This is a genomic window from Amycolatopsis jejuensis, assembly GCF_000717335.1.
Taxonomy (GTDB): domain Bacteria; phylum Actinomycetota; class Actinomycetes; order Mycobacteriales; family Pseudonocardiaceae; genus Amycolatopsis; species Amycolatopsis jejuensis.
In genome coordinates this window covers 1-25,780 of record NZ_JNYZ01000038.1, presented here as the reverse complement: position 1 = coordinate 25,780, position 25,780 = coordinate 1, and the positions used below count along the sequence as shown (strand labels likewise).

21 protein-coding genes are annotated in these 25,780 nt (G+C 68.2%); 5 read left to right on the top strand and 16 right to left on the bottom strand.

The features are described from left to right. Positions 1-9: 9 nt before the first annotated feature. The 5 genes from OO71_RS38360 to OO71_RS38340 are packed head-to-tail and all read right to left on the bottom strand — an operon-like array spanning position 10 to position 5,318. Positions 10-1,341 (bottom strand): MFS transporter, encoded by a 1,332-nt coding sequence (locus tag OO71_RS38360; RefSeq protein ID WP_051792769.1) that lies wholly within the window; start codon positions 1,339-1,341, stop codon positions 10-12. A 27-nt stretch (positions 1,342-1,368) separates the two neighbouring features. After that, positions 1,369-2,838 carry an aldehyde dehydrogenase family protein gene (locus tag OO71_RS38355; RefSeq protein ID WP_063740167.1) on the bottom strand — a complete coding sequence of 490 codons (1,470 nt, stop codon included), beginning with the start codon at positions 2,836-2,838 and terminating at the stop codon, positions 1,369-1,371. 16 nt (positions 2,839-2,854) lie between these two features. Next, on the bottom strand, positions 2,855-3,652 hold the full coding sequence (locus tag OO71_RS38350) for a phosphosulfolactate synthase (RefSeq protein WP_033294944.1): 798 nt from the start codon (positions 3,650-3,652) through the stop codon (positions 2,855-2,857). A gap of 29 nt (positions 3,653-3,681) precedes the next feature. After that, a complete protein-coding gene (locus OO71_RS38345; RefSeq protein ID WP_033294943.1) occupies positions 3,682-4,089 on the bottom strand; it encodes an aconitase X swivel domain-containing protein in 408 nt (135 codons plus the stop codon). Beyond that, positions 4,089-5,318, bottom strand: a complete 1,230-nt coding sequence (locus OO71_RS38340; protein ID WP_033294942.1) for an aconitase X — start codon at positions 5,316-5,318, stop codon at positions 4,089-4,091. Before OO71_RS38340 ends, OO71_RS38345 begins: the two co-directional genes overlap by 1 nt. A 73-nt stretch (positions 5,319-5,391) precedes the next feature. Here OO71_RS38340 and OO71_RS47960 point away from each other — a divergent pair, with 73 nt between their 5' ends. Further along, positions 5,392-6,204: a GntR family transcriptional regulator gene (locus OO71_RS47960; protein ID WP_162186165.1), complete on the top strand. Its 813-nt coding sequence runs from the start codon at positions 5,392-5,394 to the stop codon at positions 6,202-6,204. After that, positions 6,201-8,957, top strand: a complete 2,757-nt coding sequence (locus tag OO71_RS38330; RefSeq protein WP_033294941.1) for an FAD-binding and (Fe-S)-binding domain-containing protein — start codon at positions 6,201-6,203, stop codon at positions 8,955-8,957. Before OO71_RS47960 ends, OO71_RS38330 begins: the two co-directional genes overlap by 4 nt. Here OO71_RS38330 and OO71_RS38325 read toward each other — a convergent pair. From OO71_RS38325 to OO71_RS38310, 4 genes are all read right to left on the bottom strand, one after another. Continuing rightward, positions 8,951-9,940: an acetyl-CoA carboxylase biotin carboxylase subunit family protein gene (locus tag OO71_RS38325; RefSeq protein ID WP_051792765.1), complete on the bottom strand. Its 990-nt coding sequence runs from the start codon at positions 9,938-9,940 to the stop codon at positions 8,951-8,953. The genes OO71_RS38330 and OO71_RS38325 overlap by 7 nt on opposite strands. Continuing rightward, the gene (locus tag OO71_RS38320) at positions 9,940-10,902 is read right to left on the bottom strand and encodes a carboxyltransferase domain-containing protein (protein WP_051792762.1); all 963 of its coding nucleotides are present in this window, start codon (positions 10,900-10,902) and stop codon (positions 9,940-9,942) included. Before OO71_RS38320 ends, OO71_RS38325 begins: the two co-directional genes overlap by 1 nt. Continuing rightward, complete coding sequence (locus tag OO71_RS38315; protein ID WP_033294940.1) at positions 10,899-12,470, bottom strand: purine-cytosine permease family protein; 1,572 nt, start codon at positions 12,468-12,470, stop codon at positions 10,899-10,901. The genes OO71_RS38320 and OO71_RS38315 overlap by 4 nt, the downstream gene beginning before the upstream one ends. A gap of 127 nt (positions 12,471-12,597) precedes the next feature. Continuing rightward, positions 12,598-14,079, bottom strand: a complete 1,482-nt coding sequence (locus tag OO71_RS38310; protein ID WP_033294939.1) for a PucR family transcriptional regulator — start codon at positions 14,077-14,079, stop codon at positions 12,598-12,600. A gap of 142 nt (positions 14,080-14,221) precedes the next feature. Between OO71_RS38310 and OO71_RS38305 the strand changes: the two genes are divergently transcribed. The 3 genes from OO71_RS38305 to OO71_RS38295 are packed head-to-tail and all read left to right on the top strand — an operon-like array spanning position 14,222 to position 17,804. Beyond that, positions 14,222-15,004, top strand: coding sequence for an FAD binding domain-containing protein (locus tag OO71_RS38305; protein ID WP_033294938.1), 783 nt, complete (start codon positions 14,222-14,224; stop codon positions 15,002-15,004). After that, positions 14,995-15,423 (top strand): (2Fe-2S)-binding protein, encoded by a 429-nt coding sequence (locus OO71_RS38300; RefSeq protein ID WP_033294937.1) that lies wholly within the window; start codon positions 14,995-14,997, stop codon positions 15,421-15,423. The genes OO71_RS38305 and OO71_RS38300 overlap by 10 nt, the downstream gene beginning before the upstream one ends. Then, on the top strand, positions 15,420-17,804 hold the full coding sequence (locus OO71_RS38295; RefSeq protein WP_084145568.1) for a xanthine dehydrogenase family protein molybdopterin-binding subunit: 2,385 nt from the start codon (positions 15,420-15,422) through the stop codon (positions 17,802-17,804). Before OO71_RS38300 ends, OO71_RS38295 begins: the two co-directional genes overlap by 4 nt. On the opposite strand, the gene OO71_RS38290 is transcribed toward OO71_RS38295, so the two are convergent. From OO71_RS38290 to OO71_RS38260, 7 genes are all read right to left on the bottom strand, one after another. Beyond that, positions 17,733-18,608, bottom strand: a complete 876-nt coding sequence (locus OO71_RS38290; protein ID WP_033294936.1) for a thermonuclease family protein — start codon at positions 18,606-18,608, stop codon at positions 17,733-17,735. The genes OO71_RS38295 and OO71_RS38290 overlap by 72 nt on opposite strands. A 108-nt stretch (positions 18,609-18,716) precedes the next feature. After that, positions 18,717-19,613, bottom strand: a complete 897-nt coding sequence (locus tag OO71_RS38285) for an alpha/beta hydrolase (RefSeq protein ID WP_033294935.1) — start codon at positions 19,611-19,613, stop codon at positions 18,717-18,719. A gap of 16 nt (positions 19,614-19,629) precedes the next feature. After that, a complete protein-coding gene (locus OO71_RS38280; protein ID WP_051792760.1) occupies positions 19,630-21,090 on the bottom strand; it encodes a carboxylesterase/lipase family protein in 1,461 nt (486 codons plus the stop codon). Positions 21,091-21,100: 10 nt separating this feature from the next. Next, positions 21,101-22,372, bottom strand: a complete 1,272-nt coding sequence (locus OO71_RS38275) for an MFS transporter (protein WP_033294934.1) — start codon at positions 22,370-22,372, stop codon at positions 21,101-21,103. Positions 22,373-22,462: 90 nt separating this feature from the next. After that, positions 22,463-23,635, bottom strand: coding sequence for an ROK family transcriptional regulator (locus OO71_RS38270; RefSeq protein ID WP_084145567.1), 1,173 nt, complete (start codon positions 23,633-23,635; stop codon positions 22,463-22,465). 38 nt (positions 23,636-23,673) lie between these two features. Beyond that, complete coding sequence (locus OO71_RS38265; RefSeq protein ID WP_245633913.1) at positions 23,674-24,723, bottom strand: zinc-binding dehydrogenase; 1,050 nt, start codon at positions 24,721-24,723, stop codon at positions 23,674-23,676. A 27-nt stretch (positions 24,724-24,750) separates the two neighbouring features. After that, positions 24,751-25,554 carry an acetoacetate decarboxylase family protein gene (locus tag OO71_RS38260; protein ID WP_051792758.1) on the bottom strand — a complete coding sequence of 268 codons (804 nt, stop codon included), beginning with the start codon at positions 25,552-25,554 and terminating at the stop codon, positions 24,751-24,753. Positions 25,555-25,780: the final 226 nt, after the last annotated feature.

Here is a 25,780-nt window from a genome sequence, read left to right as displayed (position 1 = left end):
TGCACAGCTTCAGGTGTTCGAAGGACGCAGGTCCGCCGCTTCGTCCGAGCTCGGCCGGGGCTCCGCCGCTGTCCCGAGTTTGCGCGCGTCGGCGTCGGGGCGCACGAGCACCGCGAAGATGATTCCGCCGACGATCATGATCGCGCCGCCCAGTACGAACACCGACCGGTACCCGGCCGCGGGCGTACTCGCGGAATCGATCACCAATCCCGCGACGAACGGCGCGACGATCCCGCCGAGGGTCAGCAACGCATTGCTCGTGCTCAGCACCGCACTGCGCTGCGAACTCGGGCAGATCTCGGACACCGACGTCTGCTGCAGTGCATACAGCAGTGACAGCGTGCCGAACCCGACCGTCATCACCACCAGCTGCACCACGCCGTACGACAGCATCGCGAAAATGAGCACGAAAACCCCGCCCGCGGCGAGCATTCCGCCACCGACCACGCCGACGACCAGCCTGCCGCGCACACCTCGGCGCAGCAACCGGTGCACGACCCAGCCGGACACCAGGGTCAGCAATCCCATCGCGCCCCACGGCAGCATCAGCAGCACCCCGGTGGTCCGCGCGCTCACGCCGCCGATGTTCTCCAGGTAGGCCGGGAGCCACGAGATCATCGTGGCCAGGCCCCAGTAACTCGCGAACCCGCCGAGCACGCCGCCGAGGAAGGTCCGGGACAGGAACAGCTTCCGGTACGGCACGCGCAGGTCGCTCGCCGGACGGTCCTCGACGGGAGCGGCTTCGGTGCCGTCCTTGCCGATGACCATCCACAGCAGTGCCCAGACCCCGCTGACGGCGGCCATCGCCAGGAAAGCCGCGCGCCAGCCGTGCTCGGCGATGAGGTAGGCCAGCACGGGGGCAGCCACCACGCCGCCGAGCCCGACACCGACCGTCAGCAGCGAGCTCGGCAGGGCGCGGCGCTTGGGCGGGAACCAGGAGAAGACCGCGTGGTTGGCCAGTGGGTACGCCGGCCCTTCCCCGATCCCGAGCAGTACGCGGGTGAGCACCAGCACGGTGAACCCGACGTTGAGCGCCATCGGCAGCTGCGCGACCGTCCACACGATCGCGAGCAGCAGCAACGCTTTCTTCGGCGACATCCGGGTGGCCAGGAACCCGTAGACCACGGCAGCCACGTTGAACAGGAAGTAGAACGAACTGGCCGCGAAGCCGAACTGCGCGGGACTGATGTGCAGGTCTTTCATCAACGGCACCGCGACCAGGCCGAGCACGGCCTTGTCCGCGAAGTTGATGAGCATGAAGACCATCGCCATCACGGTGATCGACCAGGCCCGCAACGGATTGCGTTGGACAGGCCCGGAATCCGTCCGGTGGTACGACATTGTTGCCACCTTTTCGTCGTGGGGGATCTACCCGAGACGCAAACTCACGTTCTTGACACTGGTGAAGCTCAGCAGCGCTTCGAGGCCCTTCTCGCGGCCGAAACCGCTCTTGCCGAACCCGCCGGTGGGCAGTTCCACGCCGCCACCGGCCCCGAAGTTGTTCACGTACACCTGCCCGGCCCGGACCTGCGCCGCGGTGCGCACGCACGTGTCCACATCGGAAGACCAAACCCCTGCGGCCAGCCCGTATTCCGTGCAGTTGGCCAGTTCGACGGCATGTTCGGCGTCGCGGAACGGGATCACCGTGAGGACCGGGCCGAACACCTCCTCCTGGGCGATCGGCGACAGCGGGTCGACGTTGCTGAGCACCGTCGGCTCGTAGTACCAGCCACCGGCGAGCCCGTCCGGACGACGGCCGCCGGTTTCCACCGTGACCCCGGATTCCCGTGCCTGGTCGACGAATCCGGCGACCCGGGTCTGCTGTGCCTCGTTGATGAGCGCACCGAGGTCGAGGTCTTCGGATGCATCGCCAACGACGAGCTTCGCCGCGTGTGCCTTGGCCGCCGCCACCCACTTGTCGTACACCGATTCCTGCACGAGCAGCCGCGAACCGGCGGTGCACGTCTGACCGGCGTGCTGGAAGATCGAGTTCATGATCACCGGCAGCGCCTTGTCGAAATCGGCGTCGGCGAACACGATGTGCGGCGATTTCCCGCCGAGCTCCAGGGTGAGCGGGCGCAGGTGCTTGGCGCATTCCGCCATCACGCGCTGACCCACCGGAACCGAGCCGGTGAACGAAATGTGGTCCACGTCCGGGTGCTCGACCAGCGCGGCCCCCGCTTCGGTACCCAGCCCGGGCACCACGTTGAGCACCCCGGCGGGCAGCCCGGCCTCGTGCAGCAGGTCGACCAGCATCAGGCCGGTGAGCGGCGCGTCCTCCGCCGGTTTGAACACCACGCTGTTGCCCACCGCGAGCGCGGGCACGAGGCTGCGGCAGGCAATGGCCAGCGGGTAGTTCCACGGCGTGATCACGCCGCAGACGCCGTGGGGTTCGAGGACCGTGTAGTCGAGGAAATCCGGCCCGAGCGGGATTGTGCGGCCGTGGAGCTTGTCGGCGTAGCCGGAGTAGTACTCGAAGTAGCGGGCGGCGACCACGGTGTCGACCACGGCCTGGCGCTTGGGTTTTCCGGCGTCACGGCATTCGACGTCGGCGAACTCGGCCTGGCGTTCGGCCAGCATCCGGCCTGCCCTGGCGAGGATCCGGCCGCGTTCGAGCGGCGTCGTCTCGCGCCATCCGGCGAAAGCGGCGCGGGCACTGCGTACCGCCGCGTCCACGTCACCGGCTGTGCCCTTCGCCACCGAGCAGAGCTTGGCGCCGGTGCTGGGGTTGAAGACGTCGAACGTCTCCCCCGACGACGACGCGCGATGTTCGCCGCCGATCACCAGGTCCCCGTCCGGCAATGTCCGGTCCTGCGGTCGCTGAAGCTGCTGGGTCATCCGAGAAAATCTCCCTTCAGGCGTGCTGCGGCATTTCGTCCGCGAGCGTGCGGACCCCGATGCGCGTGCGCAGCGTTTCGAGCTCGGCAATCCACTGCGGCATCACGTTGGCGATGTTCGTGTGCGGGCCGAGGTTTTCGAGCAGGTACACGGCCAGGTCGTGCACGTCGCATTCGTGCGTACCGGAAATCCACGAGCCGGGCAGCTCCCACAGGAGCCGGTCGGCGTCGAGCTCGGTGCGGATGCGGTCGACGAGGTCGGTGCGCAGCTTCCCGTCCTCGACGAGCTCGGCGGCCTCGATGAACACCTTCCACGCACCCGCATCCAGGCATTGCGTGACGTCCGCGATGAGCGCGTCGGCCGAGGTGACCGTGTGCTTGCTGCCCACCTCGCCGAGCACCCGCAGGTCGCGGGCGGCCGCCTCCTTGATCAGGCGACGCTTCGTGTCGGCATCGAGCGGAATGGCGTTGTCGGAAACCTCGATCAGCCGGTATCCGGCCTCGGCACAGCCCCGCCAGTATTCTTCTTCCTTGCCGATGTGGTGAGCGTACTCCAGGAACATGCCGCCGGGAAAGGGCTCGATGCCGTTTTCCTGATAATTCCCGACCTTGGCCCGGAGTTTGTCACGGTCCAGCAGCCCGGAAAGGCCGACCGCGATCTTGGCGAGGTCGATGAATTCGCCGTTCATCTCCACGAGGTCGGCCTGGTACCGCAACGGCAGCGCCCAGTCGATCATCATCGTCATCGCGGAATTCCGCGGTTTCGGCTCCCGTTCGACCGGGAGCGGGATTTCCGAGAATCCTCGGTTGCTCATTCTCGATGCACCTTTCTTTTCGAAGCGTTTCAGGCGGCGGGCACGATCCGCACCAGCCGCGCCGCCGGGTCGAGCTCCACCGTGTCGCCGGTCCGGACGACGTCGAAGAACTCGGGGTCGATCCCCGCGAACACCGGAATTCCCGCGGCGACGGCACCCTGCACCATCACCGGATTCGTGTCCCCGAACACCATTCCGGCGAACCCGCATTTCCGCGCGGCCAGCGCGAGCAGCGCCCAGCCGGCCGCCACCCCGCCCTGCACGCCGCGGGTGACGAGCACCCGTCCGGCAATGGATTCGCCGCGCAGTTCGTGGTCGTTGCGGGAAATCACCCCGGTGGTGCGGTCGAGGTCGTACCGGGCGCTGAACGGCATTCGCGTGACCAACGCGGGCGCGACAACTACCGGCCCGGTGGCCTGTTTCGCCGTGAATTCCATTACCGTACCTTTCCCGAAACGGCCGCGTCAATACATTCGGCCGTCCGCCGCAGGACCGGTTCGTATCCGTGCGCCCGGATGATGTTCGCGAGCTTCGCGGAATTGGTCACCAGCCGCTTCCATCCGAAGCTTTCGCGCATTTCCGCCGGGTCCATCAAATACCAGCAGGTACCCACGAGCAGCATGGCGCCGGACCGGGAAAGCACATTCGTGAGCCCTTCCTCGGCAGCCGCCTTCGCGACCATCGAGTTCGTGGTGAGGATGACGTCCACGTCCGGATGCACCCGCCGCCCGTCGAGCAGGTCGGCGATCTGCTGCACTTCGAGCAGTGACTGCTGCGGCGCGGTGAACACCACCAGGTCGACGACCTGGTCGTCTTTCCCTTGCTCCGCATAGACATCCTCGATGTCCTTTTTGGACAACACGATCCGCTCGAGCACCTCGCGCCCGCCGACGGCATCATCGGCCTCCGGCGTCACCCCGGCGACGTGGAACATCGCCATCGAGCCGTAACTCGCAATGCTGGCGGCAAGGTGCTTCAGCGCATCCGGCGTCGGTTCGGCGCGGGTGAACTCGAACACCGGCACGTTCCAGTAGCCGCGGAACCGTTTGCCCACCAGGAGTCCGAGAACTCCCCAGTCGGCCAGGTCGGTCATCGGCGCATCCACCCGGCAGACGACGTTGGCGCGCCGGTGCTCGTCGAGATGGAACCCGTAGGCGGCGGTGCGGCCCGTGATCCCGGCGAACAGGCTTGCCGGTCCGGCCTCGTAATTGGTACGAGCGCCGAGCACCGAGTTCGCGTACGCCACCGTGCCGGTGTCGCCCCACGCCACGTGTTCGCCGAGGCGCGGCGTGTACACGGTCTGGTACCCGATGCAGGTGTTCACCGTGAGCACACCCATCCGGCGCAGCATCGGACCCACCCGCAGCTCGCCGTCGACCAGCGTGCAGCGCTGCTTGAGCTGCCCGGCCGCGGCCGGGTCGACGCAGGTCGAATTGCGCGTGGTCGGCACCCGGACCTTGGCTCCCGCGGCGGCGAGCTCCTCGACGTAGGCGAGCCCACCGGAGTCCATGACCTCGAAGTCTCCGGTGAAGTGCGCGTTGGTGACCGGCACGAAGTGGTCCGCACCGAAGAACTCCGCGAGCCGCAGCTGGTAGGTGAGGGCTTTCTGCAGCACCGGACCTGCTTCGCCGCCGATCATCGCGCGCTCGTCATCAGTCAGCTTCATGACTTCCCCTTCGCGATTTGTATGGTAATGTATGCACACAACACCAGACATTGCAATACCTAGGGGTGACCGAGTGACGAGGCCAGATCCCGCGGACGCACTGACGAGAGCGTCCGCCGAACCCGTGCACCAGCAGCTCTCCATGCGTTTGCGCGCACTCGCGGCGGAGCTCGGGCCGGGTGGGCAGCTGCCCACCGAAATGGAGCTGATGACCGAGCACGGGATCAGCCGCGCGACCGTCCGCCGCGCGCTCGACACCCTGGTCGACGAGGGGTTGCTGACCCGCAGGCGCGGCAAGGGCACCTTCGTCCGGCACAACCGCCTGGTACACGGCCTCGACCAGCTGCGCCCGTTCGTCACGATCTTCACCGAGGCCGGGCAGGAGCCCGAGGGAAAGCTGCTGATCCACGAGTGGGTCAGCGATTCGGCCCGGCTTCCCGAGCCGATTGCGGAGACCGACCAGGAAGCACTGCACGTCCGGCGGCTCTACCGCGCGGACGGGGTCCCCACGTCCATTGCGGACATCTTCGTGCCCAAGCAGCTCGGCCTGCTCATCACGCGCGCCGACCTCGAGGATCACCCGGTTTACCAGGTGATCCAGAACAAGCTGGGCCGCGAACCGCACCACGCGGACGTGATCGTGCGCAGCTTGGCGGTCACCGAAGACCTCGAAGCACTCGACGCGCCACTGGGTTCACCGCTGCTGGTGTTGCAGCGCACCACTTTCGACCGGGACGACGCGATGCTCGAATGCACGAACCTGTACCTGCGACCGGACGCCATCGAGCTGCAGCTGCGGATCAACGCCGCCGACCTGCAGGGCGCCGCCTACGACTTCTCCGCCCCGTCGACCCGGCTGGTCCGCGTCAACGGAAAGAACTCATGACCACGCTCGACGACGAACTCCGGTCCTGCGTTGCCGATCCGTCGCGGGTGCGTTCGCGGGAGATCGACCGGGTCGCGTTCGCCGCCGACGCGAGTTTCTACCACCTCCTCCCCCAGGCCGTGGTCCACGCGTCCGGCGCGGACGAGGTGGCGAAGCTGATGCGTACCGGTTCTCGGCTCGGCGTCCCACTGGTGTTCCGGGCCGGTGGAAGTTCCCTTGCCGGGCAAGCAGTTTCGGACGGCGTGCTCGTCGAGGTCAAACGGCATTGGCGAGACTGCGAGGTACTGGACGGCGGGGCACGCGTGCGAGTCCAACCTGGGCTCACGATCGCGCAGGTCAACGCGCGGTTGAAGCCGTACGGCAGGCAGCTCGGGCCGGACCCGTCGAGTGCGGTGGCGTGCACGATCGGCGGGATGGTGGCCAACAACTCCAGCGGGAAGAGCTGCGGCATCGTCGCGAACGCTTACCGGACGTTGGAGTCGCTCGTCGTCGTGCTGCCGTCGGGTACGGTCGTCGACACCGGCGATCCGGACGCGGACCACCAGTTGTACACCCGGGAACGCGCGTTGCACGACGGGCTTGTCCTGCTGCGTAGGGAAATCCTCGACAACGCTGGGTTTGTCCGGAAGATCCGCCACCAGTTCTCGATGAAGAACACTCTCGGGTACAGCCTCAATGCGTTCCTGGACCACGAACGTCCGGCTGAGCTGCTGGCGCACCTGCTCGTCGGGTCGGAGGGTACGCTGGGGTTCATTACTGAAGGGACCTTCCGCACGGTCCCGATCCTGCCCAAAACCGCCACCGGGCTTCTGCTTTTCCCTGACCTGGGCCGAGCCTGCGCCGCGCTGGACGCCTTGCGCGACTCCGGCGCGGTCGCGCTCGAACTCCTCGACAACGCTTCCCTGCGCGTTGCCGCCGGGATGTCCGATCCGGTGCTGGCGCGGGAGACGGTCGGCCCGGCCACCGCCGGGTTGCTCGCCGAATGGGGCACCACTGACGACGAATCCCTGCGCGAAACGCTTCTCCAGGCGGAAAAAGCACTCGCCGGGCTGCCGCTGTCCACCCCGGCCGCGCTGGACGCGAGCCGCGCCGGGCACGATCGGCTGTGGCAGATGCGCTCCGGGCTGTACACCGCCGTCGCCGGTCCCCGGCCGACCGGCACCACGCCGGTGCTCGAAGACGTCGTCGTGCCCACCGGGTCGACCTCGGTTTTGTGCGATGAGCTCACCGGCCTGTTCGACCGGCACGGGTACGACGGGATCATCTTCGGGCACGTGAAGGACGGGAACATCCACTTCCTGGTGAACCAGGATTTCCGCACCGACACTGCCGTGCAGCAGTACGCGAATCTCACCGACGACGTGGTCGACCTGGTGCTCGGGCTCGACGGTTCCCTCAAAGCCGAGCACGGTACCGGCCGCAACATGGCGCCGTTCCTCGAACGCCAGTGGGGCGCCGGTCTCACCAGCGTGATGCGGCGCGTGAAACAGCTCTTCGACCCGGACGGCGTGCTCAATCCCGGGGTCATCCTCAACGACGATCCGCAAGCCCACCTGCGAGATCTCAAAACCACGACGACCGTCGACGAGGTCGTGGACCGCTGCATCGAATGCGGGTACTGCGAACCCGTCTGCCCGAGCGCGGATCTCACCCTCACGCCGCGGCAACGGATTGTCGTCCACCGCGAGCTCGAGCGACGGCAGTCGGATGAACTGCTTGCCGATTACCAGTACGAAGGCCTGCAAACCTGCGCCGTGGACGGAATGTGCCAGCAGGCTTGTCCGGTCGACATCAACACCGGTGACCTGGTGCGGCAACTGCGCGCGGAGTCGGCTTCGCAACCCGCGAAGGCCGCGTGGCGGGGATTCGCCAGCGGCTGGAGTGGCGTGACCGCCGCCGCGCGCACCGGAATCCGCACCGGACACCTGCTGGGAGGCTCGACCGAAGCCCTCACCCGAGCAGGCCGCGCCGTCCTCGGACCCATTCCACAGTGGACGTCCACAATGCCCACCGCCGCAGCGAAATACCCCAGCGGCCGGAACCCACCCGACGCCCGCGCGGTGTACTTCCCCGCTTGCGTGAACGCGATGTTCGGCCCCGACACCCCGCATGAGCCGTCAGTGGTCGACGCGTTCCTCACGTTGTGCGAACGGGCTCGGGTGCCGGTCCGCATCCCGGACGACCTGGCCGGTTCCTGCTGCGGGACGCCGTGGCATTCCAAGGGAATGGAGTCCGGTCACCGGGCAATGGCGGAGCGAATGAGGCGCCGCCTGCAGACCTGGACCGACGACGGCAAGCTCCCGGCGGTGATGGACGCGTCCTCGTGCACCCACGGCTTGGCCGATCTCGGTAGTGCTGTCCGGGTGCTGGATTCGGTGCAGTTCGCCTACTCCGAACTCGTGCCGAGGCTGGAAATCACCCGCCCGTTCCAGCGGGTCGTCCTGCATCCGACGTGCTCGCTGGTCCACCTCGGCGCGGTGGACACGCTGCGCAAACTCGCCGAATGTTTCGCGGACACGGTGGAAATCCCGGACAACTGGCGCTGCTGCGCGTTCGCCGGAGACCGCGGATTGCTGCACCCGGAACTGACGGCGTCGGCGACCGCCGCGGAGGCCGCCGAGGTCAAGGCGGCGTCGTACGACCGGTATCTCTCCGCCAACCGTACCTGCGAAATGGCCCTGACCAGCGCAACCGGGCGCCCGTACCGGTCGGTGCTGGTGTCACTGGAGGAAGCCACGCGACCGGTTCAGTAATGCTCCGGGAGAGTTTCGTAGTGCGCGGCATCGGTGGCGTAATCCGTCCGTTCGGCCAGCTGCAGGGCTTCCTCCAGCGAGACCTCCCGAAACCGGACCTCATCCCGACCCGGACGAGCCTGCCCCGATTTCCACCGCGCCGCACTGACGACCGTGGCAATCACGCAGAACCCGTCGGAAGTCGGGCCTTCCGGACCCAGAATCACCAGCACGTCTCCGTGCGCGGCAATCCCGCCGAGGGGGAACTGGCCGTCGAGGATGTTCGACGGATGCGCCCCGGCGACCCCGCCGGTCGGCCGGGCCCAGCGGAACCGGTGCGGGTTCAGCCGGACGCCGCTGCGGTCCGAGCTGAGGTCCACTTTCCAGCGGCGGGTGACGAAGTCGTGCCAATCCCCGTCGGTCAGCAGGGTTTCGTCGGCGTGCGGGCCGCGCATCACCTCCACTTCCCAGGTGTCGGTGAACACCGGACGCAGGTCCTGCGGAACTCGCCGGGCGGGGATGTCCGGCGGCCGGAACCGGCGGATCACATCCCCCCGAATCAGACGGCGGCCCTCGATCCCGCCGATGCCACCCGCGGTGTACGTGGCACGCGAACCCATCACGAGGGGAACGTCGATGCCCCCGGCAATCGCCAGGTACAGGCGACACCCGGGCCCCTTGACGTTCGGAAACTCGAGCACCGCCCCGGACGGCAAGCGGACCGTCTGCCACATCGGCACCGGACGGCCGTCGCATTTCACCACCGCCCCCGCCGCCCCGGTGACCGCCACGACGACGTCAGCGAGGACCCGGAACTCGCAACGGCCCATGGTGATCTCAAGCGCCGCCGCCGACGGTTCGTTGGCCACCAACGCGTTCGCCATCCGGAAAGCCAGGTCGTCGGCCGGACCGGACGGGAAGAATCCCCGCGACTGCACCCCGATCCGGCCCGGCCAATCCTGGATCGTCGTCTCCAAACCCGGGGTCAGCACCTCCAGCACCATCACGGCACCACCGTCCGCAACGCCGCCGCCTCCCGAACCGCCCGCAACCGCGCTGCCTCCTCCGCCACCAGCGCAACCCGGTCAAGATGATCAGCAACCACAAACACCTCATCGCTGACCGAATAGGCGTACCGGTTCTCCAGCACCTCCCGGCGCGCATGCATCAGCTCGTCCTCCGTGACCCGCTCGAACCGGATGCGGTCGCCCGGCCGGAGGAGCAGCGGGTCGTCGGCGAATGCGTCGTGGCGGGCGAGGTGGTCGTAGATCGGCACGGTGCGGCCGAAAAGCTGATAACTCCCACCGGATTCGACCGGATACACCGCCACACAAGGCCCGCCGATGCCGACGGTACCGGCGGCCGTCCACCGGCGCGTCGGGTTGTACCGCGGCGCGGTGATCGCGTGCCGCGGGTCGAGCGGGTACAGGAACGGCAGGCCGGGAAAGAACCCCGTGTACGCAGTCCACCAGGCCGTCCCGAGCACCGTTTCGTAGAGCGCTTCCGGCCCGTCGAGCCCGTTGTACTCCACCAGGTACCCGATGTTGGACCCATCCCGCACGTTCGGCGCGTCCGGCCGGGTGACCGCGGCGTACCGCTGCGCGGCCTCCCGGCTGGCCGAATCGTCGAACGCGATCGGCAGGCTGAGGCACCGGCTCGGCAGCGCCAGCGACCGCACCGGCTGCTGCGCGTCGTGCAGTTCGTCGAGGGCGCCGACCAGTGCCTTGCGGCTCAGCACCGACGGCGAGTAACTCACCAGCAGCGACCGGAACCCCGGCGCGACCTCGACGACCCCGGCGGGCAGGTGTTCGGCCAGCGCTGCCCGCATGGCGATCGTGAAGAAGCTCAGTTCGAGGTCGAGCGCGATTTCGCCGTACTCGATGAGCAGGCAGCGGTCACCGGCGCTGCGGTAGGTGACCGCCGGATGCCCGTCCGTCGCAAGGCGATGGGCGACGATTCCGCTCAAGACTGCCCGTCCCCCGTCATCCTGGCCTCCTCCCGTGCTGCCCGGAGCATCCCCGGGGACTCGGCGGCACACGCCGAGCAGATCGCCGCGCCGCCGGCCGCCGGATCGCGGTCCATCTCCACCGCAATATAGGACAGGTCGCAGGCGTGACACCGGATTCGCGCCTCCCACGGGTCGTCGACCTCGGTGCGGGGGTCGTCGCCGCGGGCGAGCACCGGGGTCCGCCCGAAGCGCACCGCCAGGTAGTACCCGGCTGCCGCGAGGGCGACCGTGACCAGCGGCGCCAGCTGCGAGAGCACCGCTACCGAGTTCTGCACGGTCAGCACGATCCCGATCGCCGACGCGACGACCCACACCCCGGCACCAGCGGTGAGCGGACGAAGCCGGCCCGGCCGGAACTCCGGCTGCCCGGTGCGGTGCGTCGCGATGTGCACGAGCGCGATCGCAATCCACGCGGTGACGAACACTCCCTGCCACGCCAAGGCGATCAGCAGGTAGCTGAGCACGTCGGTGAGCATGAACAGATACGCGATCACACCGGCCACCAGCACCCACACGATCCGCGGCGGGCGGATCCGGAACACCCTGGCGGCGAACGCTTCGAGGTTGGTGGACGCGAGGTAGTAGTTGGCCGTGTTGATCCGGGTCTGCGACACGAAGATCACCAGCACCCCGGCGAACCCCAGCGAGTTCACGAACGCGTCGACGACCCCGGTTTCCGATCCGGCGATGTGCCAGGCCCGCAGCAGGTAGATCCCGACGACCCCGTTGATCGCGAAGGTGAAGAAGTAGAACACCCAGCCGAAGGTGACCGTGCCGTGGAAGGACGCGTCACGCTCCTTGCCGAACCGCGCGTAGTCCACTGTGTACATCATCATGATCCACACGCCCATATAGATCAGGTACGCCGTAAGCCAGCCGGGCAGCGGGCTCGCCGAGGTTGCCGACGACAGCCAGTTACCCGGGTACCCCTGCTTCACGGTCGCGGCGACGACGACGGCAACCAGACCCACGGCGTAGAACGGCAGGAGAATGCCGTTCAGCTTGTCCAGCCACATGCGTACGCCGCCGATCACGAGCGGAAGCGCGTACAGGACCACTGCGAGGTACCAGAGCCGAAGGTCGCCGCCGAAGTACTTCTGGAACGCAGTGGCCACAATGGAGCCTTCGAAGACGCCGTAGTAGATCGCCGTCGCGGCAAGGATCAACGGTGCGAGTGCGGAGCCGAGAAGGCCGAACAGCCGTCGCGACAGCAGCGCAACCGTGAGCCCGGTCTTCGCGGCGTACCGGCTCAGCACCAGGTTGATACCGCCGTACGTGGCTACGCTGAGCGCCATTGCGACGAGCGTGTTCGGTGTGCCGACCGCGTCGGCCGACGCGACCGCCAGGTAGAGCCAGAACATGGCGGAGAAGAGCGCCCACCACGCCGAGGCGAGCGACCAGCGGCCGGACCGCCAGGACCGGGGTACGACGTGGGTCGAATAGTCCTCGGTGGCCGCCGCGCGGACCACCCTCGGATCGTCGGCGAAACTGACGTCGAGCGGGGCCGGCTTTTGAGAGATCGGCATGGGGATCCTCGCAACTCGTCGGAAGGGGGCGCGATGAGTTGGAAGTGTGAGCGGCGCCGCACGCCTGCAGTAGTGCGCGTTGTGGCGCATCGGCGACCCGCTTCTGCGCACAGTGGCGAGAAGACAGTCAGCCAAGATCGCGCAGGCGCAAGGCAATCCACAGCTCAGCGCGTAAAGCCGGGTCGGTGAGCGACCGGGCGAGCGCTTCCTCCGCGCGGTCGAGCCGGTAACCCAGGGTACGCCGATGGATGCCGAGCGCAGCGGCCGCGGACTCGCCATTGCAGTTGTGCGCCAGGTAGGTCCGAAGGGTCCCGATGAGATCGATCCGCCCGCTCTGGTCGAGCGGGCTCAGCAACGCGTCGGCCCAGCCGCGGGCATCGGCGCTGTCGAGATGCGCGAGCACGCCCTCCGCCGCAACGTCGCTCGCCACCGCCAACCGGGTGGACGAACCGGCGTCGATCAGCATCCCGAGCCGCCGCCAGGCATGCGGGACACCGGTGATCGCAATGGGCTCGCTGACCACCCCGTGCCCACCGGCGACCTGGCTGAGGACGCCGTGCAGCACGTCGAGGATGCCCTGCACATCGGGTACGACGACCGCCGCGCGCCCGCGAGGTTCCGGTGCCACGAGCGCCGACACGACCTGCAGGCTGCGGTCGTTTTCGAGGAGGTCGAGCAGGGCGAGGCCGTCGCCGTCCTCCTGCAGCAGCGCCACCCGCAGGTCGCCGTCGGGGAACGGCAGGCCGAGCGTGTCGGTCGCCCGCTCGGCGAGCAGCTCCCGGCCGGCCAGCAGCAGGTCCAGCACGATGCGCCGCTCCCGGCGTTCGGCGTCGAGCAGTTCGATCGCGCGGGCGCTGTCGAGCCGCAGCAGCGTCAGCGCGGTGTCGACCAGGTCCGACTCCAGCGTGGTCAACGGCTCGGCCCGGCCCACCGCGAGCCACGCGCAGGTCCGCTCGGTGGCCCCGAACGGCATCAGGGTGACCCGCTTGCCCGCGACGTCGAACGCTCTCGGCCCGGCCGGTCCCGCACGCAGCTCCATGCCCACGAGTTCGGCATGCCGGGCCGCGGTTTCCGGGGCGCCGACGAGAAACCGGCCGTCCGGGGTCAGCACCATTGCCCATGCGCCGAGGTGCCGCGAGAGCAGCGAGACGACCGCTCGGCGCGACGGCCGGGCTTCAGCGGCGTCGATCAGCTGCCGTTGTTGTTCCAGCACGACTCGCAACCGGCCCTGCTCCTCGGCCCGGACCCGATCTTGCGTCAGCACGCGGAGTACGTCGCTGAATCGCGTGCGTTCGGGTATCTCGAGCAACGGCAGCCCGTACCGGTGTGCGGCGGCGGCGAGCTCGTCCGGAATCGCCGGGTGCACCGGTCCGATCCCGAAGCCCAGCGCGACGACGCCCGCGCGGACCAGGCGCTGGACGTAAGCCGGGCAGTCCTCGGCGGACAGCGCCAGTCCGGTGGTGAGCAGGAGCCAGCCGCGATCGACGGCGGGCGCCGGGTCGGGCAGGTCGCACGCGTGCGCCCACCGCACCGGCGTCGCCTCGTTGCCCGAACGCAGCACGAGGCCCAGGTCAGCCTGGCTGACCAGGTCCGCGAGAGTCCACGCCATCGCCGGAGTCTACGGTCCCGGCGGCGTGGTTCGCCGATCTCCGGATCGCGCAGTCCGGCGACGGCGCTGCGCGAATCGCACCATGGTGCCCGGCGGCCGCGGCCTCGGATACTTCGTTCGCCTGCGAAGGAGGTCCGGCGACATGACAATCGCACCGGAGCTGCACCGGCCCGGCTCGCTGCCCGAAGCACTGGCCCTGATCTCGGACGACTGCCCACCACTCGCCGGGGCGACCTGGCTGATGCGGCGCCCGTTGCGGCACGCGGGGTACGTGTCGGTGGGGCCACTCCTGCGAGGCTCCGGCCGCCGCCGAGACGCCCGAACGTTCGGCGCGGGATTGACGCACACCGAGCTCGCTGCCGCCACCCGCGACGACCCGGACCTGCGCGTGCTCCACCAAGCCGCCGCGCATTCGGCCAACCCGGGCGTCCGGCAGCGTGCGACGCTGGGCGGAAACCTGTGCACGCGCGGCTTTCCCGCGGCGGACCTCGTGCCTGCGCTGCTGTGTCTTGACGCCCGGGTCGTGCTCAACGGGTCTGAACTGCCGCTCGCGGACTTCCTCGCCGAGCGGCCGCCCGGGTTGCTGACCGAGGTGGTGGTACCGAACGGAAACCGGCTGTCCGGACATGCTCGGCTCCCCCTGCGGCGGGCCGGGGACTATCCGGTGGCGATCGTCAGCGTTGCGTTGACGGTGGACGACGGCATAGTCCGGGACGCCCGGGTCGCGGTCGGGTCGGTCGAGCCGGTGGCGCGACGGTGGTCCGAAGTGGAGGCTCAGCTGGTCGGGCAGCCGGTCGATCCGGCGGCTGCGGTCGAGGCTGCCCGTGGCTGTCGGCTGCGTGGCCGCGACGGCGTCGATGCTCCTGGCTGGTACCGGGAACGCGTGCTTCCGGTCCTGTTAGGACGGGCGGTGTCATGCGCCTGATCGTGAACGGCGTCGAACGTACGGTGCATGCGCCGCCGATGACCGCACTGGGTGCGGTGTTGCGTGACGAACTTGCCTTGACTGGCACCAAACTCGTCTGCGGCGAAGGGTTCTGCGGCGCATGTTTGGTCGAGGTCGACGACGCCGCAGTGCCCTCTTGCCAGGTTCCGATCGGCCTCCTCGACGGACGGCAGGTCCGGACCATCGAGGGCTACGTTCCGCTCTCCCCGGTACAGCAAGCATTCAAGGACAACGACGCTGTCCAATGTGGAATGTGCTTTCCCGGGATGGCGATCTCACTCACTGCTTTGCTACGGGAGAATCCGCAACCGTCCGAAGAGGACGTACGAGCACATCTGAGCGGGAACATCTGCCGCTGCACGGGATACCAGCGGATCGTCGAGGCGGTGGCGCGATGAATATCGGCAGTGATGTACCCCGCCGAGATGCCGAGGACAAGCTGCGCGGCCGGACCCAGTTCACTGTGGACCGTCGGCAGCCCGGGATGCTACACGCGGCAATCCGTCGCTCCGATTGTGCGGCCGCCCGGATTCTCCGGCTGGACACCTCTGCCGCACAAGAGATGCCGGGCGTACACGGCATTGTCACTGCCGCTGACGCACCCGGCCGATATGGGATCGCCGTCGCCGATCATCCACTCTTCGCCGACGGAGACATCCGGTACCACGGTGAGCCGCTCGCCGCAGTAGCCGCCGAAACCCTGGAGCAGGCTGAAGCCGCCGCGGCCGCGATTGTCGTCGAGATCGAGCCGCTGCCTGCGAACCTGACGATGGAACAGTCTATTGCGGACAGTTCCAGAGAGATCCATCCCGGCTGGCGCGACTACGAAGAACTGGTCAAGGACGGCGCGCGAGGCGGCAACATCGCTTGGGAAGCCACCGTGGTCCGCGGAGACACCGACGCCGCCTTCGTGCGGGACGACGTTGTGGTGGTGGAAAGCTCGTACCGCAGCGGACGGCAGAACCAGGCTCCGCTGGAACCGCGGGCGTGCCTCGCTTGGGTAGAAAACGGCCGCGTGGTCATGGAAACGTCGACGCAGAACCCTTGGGCGGTCCGCAACGCGACCGCTCGGCTGCTGGGGCTTCGGCCGTCTGAGGTACGCGTGGTGGTACCGGCGGTCGGCGGCGGTTTCGGGATGAAGTTCGAGGCGTCGGTCGAGCCGATTGCCGCGCTGCTGGCGCGCGCCACCGCCCGGCCGGTGCGGCTCGTCCTGACCAGAGCCGAGGAAATGCGGCTCGCGCTTTTCCGGGAGAACGCGGACATCTGGCTGCGCTCGGCGGTGACGCGCGAAGGGGAGATCGTCGCGCGCGAAGCCGTGGTGCTCATGGATTGCGGCGCTTACGGCGGTGAGCAACCGTTCCTCACCACGATGACCGCACACACCCTCGGTGGCAATTACCGGCTCGGTTCTGTCCGATTGGTCAGCCGCGCGGTGTACACAAACACCGCCCCGACCGGCGCCTTTCGCGCCTGCAACGGCACTTACAACACCTTCGCGCTCGAACGGCACATCGACGAGATCTGCGCCGCGCTCGGCATGGACCGCTTCGAATTCCGTCGCCGCGCAGTGCTCGGCGACGGGGATCTCGGCGCTACTGGACAGGTTTTCGAGGGCGACGTCCTCGGCCCGATGCTGGACCGAATGGCGGAGCTGCGTACTGAGCCAACACCGGGTGCGTTGGTCGGCCGGGCGACGGTGGTGGGTACCTGGTTCGTGTTCGTCGGCCCGTCGGCCGCAACCGTCAACGTGAATCCCGACGGGTCCGCGACGCTCGTGACAGCCGGGGTTGAGATCGGGTCCGGGTCGACCATGCAGGCACTGCCGCAACTGGTCGCGGAGGCGCTGGGGATCCGCCCGGAGGACGTCGTGGTCCGCGCGGCCGACACCGATGCAGCAGGCTTCGACCTGGGCGTCGGCGGCGGCCGCACCACGGTTTCCCTCGGCGCGGCAAGCAGCGCGGCCTGCGACGATGCGAAGAAGAAGATCGCCGAGGTCGCCGCTGACCTGCTCGAAGCCGCCCCGGCCGACATCGTGATCGACCGGGACGGAATCTCCGTCACCGGGGTACCGGGCCGGTCGGTCACCCTCGCCGAAGTCGCCGCCCACGCGCAAACCACGACCGGACCGATCTCCGGGTCGGGCGCGTTCACCGGCCCCGGCACGCCCGCGATTCCCGGCTGCGCCACCGGGCACATGATCGACGCCCTCGACATCCCGGTGTTCGCGGTGCACGACTGCGCGGTCGCGGTCGACCCGGAGACCGGGCAGGTGGACGTGCTCGCTTACCGGGTGGTGCAGGACGTCGGCCGGGCGATCAACCCGCGGGCGATCCGCAGCCAGATCCAGGGTGGAGTCGTGCAGGGACTCGGCTACGCCCTGCACGAGACGGTGACGTTCGAGGATTCCGGGCGGGTCGCGCAGTCCGGTTTCGAGACCTACCGGGTCCCGCTGGCGGCCGACGCGGTTGCGGTGACAGCGGACCTGTTCGAGGGTGCGCCGTCGATCGGGCCGCTCGGGGTGAAAGGCGCCGGGGAGGTACCGATCTTGAATGTGGCCGCCGCCATTGCCTGCGCGGTCGCCGATGCGACCGGCTGTGCGGTCGATCGGATTCCGCTCACCCCACCCGAGGTACTCGCACTGCTCGACGGTGTACCTGCCGTGCAGCACAAGCACATCCCGCCGGATTGGCGGGCGAATGTACTCGGCTCAAGATTCCTGGAAAACGATGTTCTCCGGGGGCGTGGTCAGCTTCAGCGTCTGGCGGCGGACCGACAGTAATGTGTGCAGTTCCGTCGCATGGCCGTCGGAAATGGTGAACAGCCGATCGTTGCGGGTGTCGATGTAATGGGCGAAACCGGCGAGTGACACACCACCCGTTTCGTCGAGGCTGAGGTAATCGACCAAACGGCGGAACAGCTTGGGCAGGATGACCACGTCGTCGCGCAACTGGGTGCGGCTGCGCAAGCGGAAACCGCTCAGGGTGACGTCGTGTTCCCACACGCCTTTGCCGGAATTGCGGGCCTTGACCGAAACATCGGCCATGGCCTGCCGGATGTCCGGGTACAGCAGGGAATAGAACGTCGGGTACGCGAGGCCGGTTTCCAGGAGCCGGTAGTTCGCCGACCCGGTCAATGCCTTGACGTCCAGGTGCACGTCGCCGCCGTCGGTGGAGCGCCCCGGGCGCTGGCCGGGGAAGGCGAACGCGACGGCGCGGCCGTATTTGTCCGCGAACCGGGTGAGGATGTGCCCGCTCGTTTCGCCGGGCGTGCTCGTGGTGACGCGGCCACCCTCGTCGCGTTCGACCTTCGTGAAACCCAGGTACCGCAACAGTTCCGCACTCGCCGCATCGGCGAGCCCGGCCGGTTGCCGCCACAGCTCCGCCCCGGCGACGCGCGGGCGGTAGTGCGTTTCGAGCGCGTCGATCCCGTCGAGCCGCAACTGCGCCCCGCCCTGGGAATTCGTCCGCACTTTCAGCCCGGCGACCTGGAACGCGTCGAGCCGGTCCGGGTAGAACCGGACCGAATCCCCGTCCGGGGACGCACCTGAAATCCGAAATCGACCTTTGATCATTTTCAGCGGCACGACAGGAACGGTAACCTCCGGACCGGCCGGAAAGCCGCGTGTTTGCCAAGCCGTCATCGGCTCGCACCGCACCCGTCATCCATCACCCGGCCTTGTCGCGCAACGGAATCAATCGTGCGCGCAGGGTGAGAGGTGCTCACGCAGGAAAGCAATCCCCCGTTGGACGATTTCCGGTACGTCCGGATGCCCGGCGAAACAATGATCAGCTTCGGGAACCGGGACGAAAGTGACCGGAACCCCGGCCGCCGCCAACGCCTTGGCCAGCCGTTCACTGTGATCGAAAGGCACAACGGAATCGGCGGTACCGTGCTGGATCAACATCGGAATGACCGGTCCCCGGCCGCGGTCGAGGTAATTGATCGGGCTCGCGGCCGCGGCGAGCATCGGCCATTGGTCCCGTCGCGGCCCGAGCAGCGCTTCGCACGGGTCCGGCTGTTCCGGGGAATGCAGCCGGGACAGCAGCGCGGCAACGTCAGCGACGCCGTACCAATTCACCACCGCGGACACGTCACTCGACGGTCCGGTTACGCCGACTGTTCCTTCGAGACCGTCGGCGAGGGCGAGCAAGCTCGCCAGGTGCCCACCGGCCGATTCACCCCAGACTCCGATCCGGGCCGGGTCGATGCCGAACTCACCCGCGAACTCGCGGACGTACCGGATTGCCGCCTCGACATCGTGCAGTTGCGCCGGGAATGGCGATTCGAGGCTGTGCCGGTAATCCACCCGCACGAGCGCCAGTCCGGCACGCACGATTCCGCCGAACAGCGCATCCGGATCGACCGTCGGCGGCGGGTAACGCCGGTCTCCGTCGAGCCACGCCCCGCCGTGGATCCAGACGACCGCGCCGACGGGTTCGGCAGACGGCGGAACGTGCACGTCCAGGAGAACCGGGCGATAACCGGTGGTCTGGGCGTAAGTGTTCCCGTCGTAACGGCGGACCCCGGCCGCGTCGATGGTCGGGTCGACCGGCGGCAGGAACGGTGGCGGGCGCAAGCCGAATTCCATGACATACCTCCTGAGTTCAAATCGCGAGCGCGCTGTCCGGCAGCTGCACCGGAACGTCGAGTTCGAGCTGTGGGACTGCGTCGAAAACCATTTGTTCCGGGGCTTCGGCGGTGAACGGTTGCCATTCCGCGGCTCCGCTGCGGGCAAAGGACGCCCAGGCGGCACTCATCATCCGAGACACGGCAAACCGTTCCGGCCGCTGCCCGGTGATCGGGGCGCGGTCGGCATTCCGGAAGACGAGCGCGAGGTCGAGGCTGTGGTGCGCACCGAGGATTCCGTTCAGGACTTCGGTGCGGTAGTCGAGGCGGTAGGAGTAAACCGGTGCCTTCTGCGCGGCTTTCCGGGCGCGGACGTGGTCGCTGGCCGCGCGAAAGGTGATGTCCGACGCGGCTCGGGCGAGGACGAGCTGCGGCGGTTCACCGGCTTCGAGGGCCGAGTAACGGTCGAGTTCGCCGTCGCCGTTTTCCGGGAACAGGGTGTCGAAACGGGCGGGCAAATCGGCCCGGGAAAGCTGGTGGTACCAACTGTTCTCCGCGAGCATCAAGGCGAACTCGTGGGTTGTCGTGCCGATCAGCATGGGGATCGTGGCCGCCTGTTCCGGCGCGCTGCAGCGGAACGGATGCTGCGGAAGTTCCACCGGATGCAGCACCGGACCGAGGCTGAGCACCCCATTTTCGCGCAGCACAGCCTTTTGCGCGGCCAGCAACGCCGGTACCGGAGCGTCGTGCAGATTCGTTCCTGCTGCGGTCAAAAGCATTTCCACCGCCCACCGCACCCGGGCGGCATCTTCCGGCGACACGGCATCGGCGGTCGGAACGCTTTGCACAATTACGCGATGGAACAGGCCTTGCGCGGCGGGCATGGCAAGCAGGGCCAGGACTTTCGCCCCACCACCGGATTGGCCGAAAACCGTGACATTGCCCGGATCTCCACCGAAAGCGGCAATGTTGTCCCGGACCCAGCGAAGTGCTTCGACGATGTCGAGCATCCCCGCAATTCCCGACACCTCGTGGTCGGCCGGACCCAGGAATCCGAGCAGTCCCAGCCGATGGTTGAGGGTGACCACCACGACGTCCTCGTGCGCGGCCAGCTGGTCTCCCTGGAACCAGCCCTCCGCGCCGGTGCCGTGCACGAACGCCCCGCCGTGCAGCCACACCATCACCGGCCGTTTCCCCTGACCTGGCGTCCACACGTTGAGGTACTGGCAATCCTCACCGCTGGGCCGTCCTTCGAGCGGGGTCGGGACGCCGGGATAGCACAACCGGAGGACCTGGTAGTACTCGGCTCCGGGCGGCGGATCGTTCTGGGGACTCGCCGTGCCGAACGCGGTCGCGTCGAGGGTGCCGGTCCACGGCTTCCGCGGACGCGGTGGCGCAAAGCGAGACGAATCGGCGTACGGGATTCCGAGAAATGCGGTGACCCCGGGGGCGGCAATCCCCCGCACGCTTCCGCTGGTGGTCTCGACCGCATCGTTCATGGAAAGCCTTTCAGCGAACTGATTTGATGGGAATGATCGCGGCGGCCCCGAGAATCGAGCACACGATCGAGAACACGAACAACGCCGGGTACCCACCTGCAAAAGTGATCACCAGCGCGCCGACGAATTGCGCGAGTACCTGCGGGATCGTCGCGGCTACGTTGAGAATTCCCAGGTCCCGGCCATTGTCGTCGGCACCCGGGAGGACGAGCGTCATGAGCGCTGTGTCGGCGGCGAGGTAAGCGCCGAATCCGAAGCCGTTGATCGCCTCGAAGACCAGCATCCCGGTGAACGTCGGCTGCATCAGCGGGATGACAAGCGCAACCGCGCAGATGAGCGACGACGCAATCACCACTGCCTTGCGCCGCTCGAGCAGGTCGGAAAGCCAGCCACCCAGGAAGGTCCCGATCAGCAACGCGATCATGCCGACCGACGTCAACGTGCCGACCGCGGCGACCGGATTGCCCCCGGGAATCGAGTCCCTGACTACGTAATCCTGCAGCGTGTAAAGCAGGTAGCTCGCAATTCCCCAGTACCCGAACATGTACAGCGCGCGGGCCGCGAAAGCCCAGCTGAAGTCGGCGACCCGGAATGATGAGAAAAACGTGGCGACCGCGTTCCCGCGCCGACGTGGTGGCGCAACGAGAACGGGCTGATCTTTGGTGAGAAACACGAACAGCAAAGCGAAAAGCACCAGCGTGCCACCCAGCACGGCGTAACCGGCCACCGGCGTGGTGAACACCCGCGAAACCATGTTGACCCCGAAAAGCACCCCGACCGGCAGCGCAATGCCGACCACCGCGGACGCCGCACCCCGCCGCGCCACCGGTACCCGGTCCGGCACGATGGCCGTGATCACCGCCTGGTAGCAGCCCATCACCAGCATCACGAGGCAGTACACCGCGCCGAGCAGGAAGTATTGCCGTTGCCCGGCAAGCAAAAGCAGCCCGAGCGCAGCGAGAACCGGCGTGACGAGCAGCCACGGCGCGCGCCGGCCGAACCGTGAGCGGGTGCGATCCGACACCGCTCCGGCGATCGGCCCGAACACCGTGGCGATGAGGGCGCCGAGCGCAGCGAGCACCGCCAGCGCACTGACCTTGTTTTCGCCACCGAGCTGTTCCACCTGCTGGGGAAGCAGAACCGCTTGCATCCCTTGGAAAACGGAGTACATCGCCGCGGTCGCGGGCAGCAGCAGCGTGAACTGGACGGCGAGCCGCTGCGGTCTCGCCTCGGCGGCCGGGGGCCGGGCGAGTTCCCTCGCCGGGGGATGGTCGGTGGTCATCGGATTCTCCTGCGTCGTCGTCGACGATGGGCAGGACCATGGAACGGCGCCACCGGCCGTAAAGTCAAGCTTTGAATTTAAAAAGCGAGATTATCCGAGTTTGAGTTCAGAAAATGAATACAATCCCGTGCGAGCAGCCGCGTCGACGACGGCCCCGAGCGCGACCGCCGGAGCCCCGAGCGACGCCAGCCGGGTCTCGACCCGGGGACCGACGAGCGTCGAGAAATGACTGAGCGTTTCGGTGAACGACGACAGCAGCGGGTCACCACACGCAGCGAGCTGCCCGCCGACGATGACGGTGGAGAGATTGAGCGCCTGGACGAGCGGCGCCACGCCGTACCCGGCATCGCGCCCGGCCTCGACCGCAATCCGCCGGGCAAGGTCCCGACCGGCCGCGACGTCGTCGGCGAGCGTCCGCAGCGTGATCTGCTCCCCCGGATGCAGCGCCCGCAGGCCGGGGAGCAGCGCGTCCGCACCCACGAGGAGTTCGAGGCAACCCCGGTTACCGCACCAGCACCGCGGGCCGTGCTCCGAACCCTGCAGGTGCCCGAGCTCCCCGGCCATTCCGCCGTCGCCCTCGAAGATCTCATTGTTCAGGATGAACGCGCCGCCGACGCCGTCGGAGAGTTCGAGGTACAACGCATGCGAAAGCCCTTGCGCCGCCCCAAGTCTCAGCTCGGCGAGCGCCGCGAGGTTCGCGTCGTTCTTCTCCGTGACAGCCGTGCCGAGCACCTGCTCGAGGGGGACCATCGCGTCGTCATCGAGCCACTCGGCGAGCGGATAATCCGGCGGAAGAACGATCGTCTCCCGCCTCGCCAGCGGCACCGCAGCCGGTACGGCGACCGTCGCCCCGATCGCCTGCTCCGGCAGCAGCCGCGCCACAAACCGGGCGATCCGCTCCCGAATCGGCTGGTCCGGCTCGGGAAGACCGACCCACGTGGCAGTTTCGAACCGAGCCCCGTCCCGGCCCCAGACCGCGACGTCAACGCCGTCCCGCCGCAGACTGACGCCCACGAACGACCCAGGCGGCTGCGTCGCGAGCGACACGATGGTCGCACGCCGCCCCGACGAAGTCCCGGGCGCAACCACCACCTGCCCACTGTCGACCAGCTCACGCACGAGACTGGTGACAGTCGCCGGCGAGACCCCCGCCTCAGCGGCAATCTGCACCTGCGGCCGAGGCCCGCTTTGCAGAATCTGCAGCACCCGAGCCCGGTTCGCTTCGCGGAGCCCCCGAAGGGAACCCCCGGAGGAAGTCGACATACGGACAGTGTGTCATGACTTCGGAGTTCAAAGCCAGCTCAGGGACGCAGGAGAATGCGGATCGGGTTGCCGTCGTGGTCGCGGAGGCGGCGGACTCCCTCCTCGGCCTCCTCCAGCGGCAACACGGCGCTTACCGAGCCCGAGACGTCCAGCCGTCCCAGGTCGACCAGCTTCACCAGTTCTTCCAGGTGCCGCATGCGGTACCCGGTGTGGCCGACGACTGTGTGCCGGTTCCGGACGAACAGGATCTCCGGGCCGACTGACACCGGGTCCGGCGTGATTCCGACCAGCACGAGGCGGCCGCGCGGGCCCAGGGCCCGGTCGGCTTGGGTCATCGTCGTCGCGCGGCCTACGCAGTCGAACGCCACCTGCAGGCCGCCGGTTGCTTCCGCAATGCGGGTGAGCGTGCGCTCGTCGGCCGGGTCGAAGGCGAAGTCGGCGCCGAGGGCCAGCGCGCGTTCGCGGGCGGCCGGGAGGGGGTCGACCGCGACGATGGGCGCGGCGCCGCAGATCCGCGCCAGCTGGACCAAATGCGTACCCAGCCCGCCCAGTCCCCAGATGCCCGCGGACTCGCCGATGCGCAGCTGCGCGGTGTCGATCGCGCCGTACGGGGTGGACACCGCATCCGCCAGCACCGCGGCGTGTTCCAGCGGTACGGATTCCGGGACGGCGGCCAGGCTCGCGGCGTCGGTCAGTACATACTCGGCCCACGCGCCGTCGTAGTGGAACGCCATCACCTCAAGGGATTCACACGTGTTGGTCCCCCCGCCGACGCGGCATTCCGGACACCGCCCGCACGCCCGGCCGGCGCCGAGCACCACCCGGTCGCCGGGTCTCCAATGGACCACGCCGTCGCCGGTCGCCGCGACGGTCCCGGCCGCCTCGTGCCCTGGCGTGATCACCGGGAGCCGCGCCGGGATGTGCCCGTCGAGCTGGCTCAGGTCCGACTGGCAGATCCCGCACGCGGCGACCTTGACCACGACCTCCCCTTGACCCGGCCGCGGCACCGGAACCGTCTGCACGGCAAGGGTTTTGGCCGCCGCGTCGAACCGGACCGCACGCATCGTGCCCGGGAGGTCGTGCGTCACTGCGAGAGGCCCTTTCGTCGGGACGGTTCAGCTGGCGCGCAGCGGATGCGTGCGCAGGAGGAACGTGGGCGACACGAGCCCGACCGGCAGCGGCAGGCGGCCGACCCGCATGTTCACCCGCCGGAAATGCCCGGACTCGGGTGGTCCGGCGATGATCGTGTCGAGCGGATCGGTGAACGAGCCGCCCACGGTCAGGTCGACCTCGGCGGTGCGCAGTTCGAGTGGTTCGTCGGTGGTCTGGAAAGTGACCAGCCGTGGGATGGACAGCCCGAGCGTCCCGAGCACATTGCGGAACGGCTGGTTGAAAATCGGCGGCAGTGACACCGCAGGCGCACCCAGCGTGCCGTGCATGCGCAGCAGCTCGACCCCGCGGCGGCGTACGCTCGCGCGGACCTCGTCGCCGTCCTCGACCCAGTCGATCTCGGCGATTTTCTTGGGAAAGCCCAGAGTTTCGCGTCCGCCGATCAGCGCGGTGTCGTCGTCGACGACGATCCACGGGCAGTGCGCCGCGCGGAACGGGCCGTGCCGCACGTTGAGGAAGATCGCCGCTTCGCGGTAGACGCTGTTGAAGTTGGTCCACGGATAATCCGCGACGAACACGAGCGCCGTCGAGTCCTCGCCCATCCGCACCCCGGCGGGCAGCAGGGCATCGCACTGGCCGCGGTTCACCGGCACGGTGGCGGAAAGGAACCGCGCATCCCGGTATTTGACCTGGCTGGCGTTCTGCCGCCGCTTGATGTCGGCCAGCCCCTCGGCGAGCGTGAAGCTCGGCCGGGCGCCCTCGGGTGCGACGCCCTCGTCGGACATCCGCACCAGGTTTCGTTCGCGCATGCTCGTCCCCTCTGTGCTTCGTCCTGCATACCGCTCCCGCCGCGATGATCGACAGTGCCGGGGAAAGCGGAGGGAAATCCCTCACTGGCAGGCAGCGCTCAGCCAAGTCCGTGAAGGGAACCACGAGGGAATCTGCTTGGGTTCTAGTGGTTGTTGCAACGCCTGAGTTGTGCAGGGGTTGCCGTGATCGGGGTCGGGGAGGGCCGGGGGCCGCAGGGTCGTGTGA